Origin of the sequence: Corynebacterium sp. MSK074, from assembly GCF_030229735.1 — a bacterium.
Taxonomy (GTDB): domain Bacteria; phylum Actinomycetota; class Actinomycetes; order Mycobacteriales; family Mycobacteriaceae; genus Corynebacterium.
Window position 1 is genome coordinate 1 of sequence record NZ_JASPIX010000023.1, and the last position, 1,811, is coordinate 1,811.

Here is a 1,811-nt window from a genome sequence, read left to right on the forward strand (position 1 = left end):
TTTGAATGCTGTTTGGTGTTTCGGCTGCATTGAGATGGATTGGTTGGCATGTGATTGTGTTCAACTTTTTGGTTTCCTTATTTTTGACCCCGTCGGGTTGAGGGAACTGTTTATTTTTTCTTTGTAGTAATTTTTTGGACGCCAGCACAGGCTTTTGTGGTTTGTGGTGGTTTGTTCTTTTGTTGGGTTTCGGGCTTTTCACGGCCTGTTTCGGATTTTGTTCTGAAATTTTTTTGTGGAGAGTTTGATCCTGGCTCAGGACGAACGCTGGCGGCGTGCTTAACACATGCAAGTCGAACGGAAAGGCCCTGCTTGCAGGGTACTCGAGTGGCGAACGGGTGAGTAACACGTGGGTGATCTGCCCTGCACTTCGGGATAAGCCTGGGAAACTGGGTCTAATACCGGATAGGAGCCATTTTTAGTGTGATGGTTGGAAAGTTTTTTCGGTGTAGGATGAGCTCGCGGCCTATCAGCTTGTTGGTGGGGTAATGGCCTACCAAGGCGGCGACGGGTAGCCGGCCTGAGAGGGTGGACGGCCACATTGGGACTGAGATACGGCCCAGACTCCTACGGGAGGCAGCAGTGGGGAATATTGCACAATGGGCGCAAGCCTGATGCAGCGACGCCGCGTGGGGGATGACGGCCTTCGGGTTGTAAACTCCTTTCGCTAGGGACGAAGCTTTTTGTGACGGTACCTAGATAAGAAGCACCGGCTAACTACGTGCCAGCAGCCGCGGTAATACGTAGGGTGCGAGCGTTGTCCGGAATTACTGGGCGTAAAGGGCTCGTAGGTGGTTTGTCGCGTCGTCTGTGAAATTCCGGGGCTTAACTCCGGGCGTGCAGGCGATACGGGCATAACTTGAGTACTGTAGGGGTAACTGGAATTCCTGGTGTAGCGGTGAAATGCGCAGATATCAGGAGGAACACCGATGGCGAAGGCAGGTTACTGGGCAGTTACTGACGCTGAGGAGCGAAAGCATGGGTAGCGAACAGGATTAGATACCCTGGTAGTCCATGCCGTAAACGGTGGGCGCTAGGTGTGAGGGTCTTTTCACGACTTTCGTGCCGTAGCTAACGCATTAAGCGCCCCGCCTGGGGAGTACGGCCGCAAGGCTAAAACTCAAAGGAATTGACGGGGGCCCGCACAAGCGGCGGAGCATGTGGATTAATTCGATGCAACGCGAAGAACCTTACCTGGGCTTGACATACACCGGATCGGGCTAGAGATAGTCTTTCCCTTTGTGGCTGGTGTACAGGTGGTGCATGGTTGTCGTCAGCTCGTGTCGTGAGATGTTGGGTTAAGTCCCGCAACGAGCGCAACCCTTGTCTTATGTTGCCAGCATTTGGTTGGGGACTCATGAGAGACTGCCGGGGTCAACTCGGAGGAAGGTGGGGATGACGTCAAATCATCATGCCCCTTATGTCCAGGGCTTCACACATGCTACAATGGTCGGTACAACGCGCAGCGACACTGTGAGGTGGAGCGAATCGCTGAAAGCCGGCCTTAGTTCGGATTGGGGTCTGCAACTCGACCCCATGAAGTCGGAGTCGCTAGTAATCGCAGATCAGCAATGCTGCGGTGAATACGTTCCCGGGCCTTGTACACACCGCCCGTCACGTCATGAAAGTTGGTAACACCCGAAGCCGGTGGCCCAAACTTGTTAGGGAGCCGTCGAAGGTGGGATCGGCGATTGGGACGAAGTCGTAACAAGGTACCCGTACCGGAAGGTGCGGGTGGATCACCTCCTTTCTAAGGAGCTTTATTGTGGGTGCAGTTGCACCCTGTGGTTGGTTGAGTATGCGAGTGTCAT

Annotated in this window: 1 protein-coding gene and 1 rRNA gene; one reads left to right on the forward strand and one right to left on the reverse strand. The window is 53.9% G+C overall.

The window, feature by feature from the left end; genetic code table 11:
* The coding region (locus QP965_RS11325) for a hypothetical protein (protein ID WP_284844960.1) at nt 1-202 on the reverse strand (202 nt) is incomplete at its 3' end.
* Nucleotides 203-232: 30 nt separating this feature from the next.
* Here QP965_RS11325 and QP965_RS11330 point away from each other — a divergent pair.
* A 16S ribosomal RNA gene (locus QP965_RS11330) occupies nt 233-1,750 on the forward strand.
* Nucleotides 1,751-1,811: the final 61 nt, after the last annotated feature.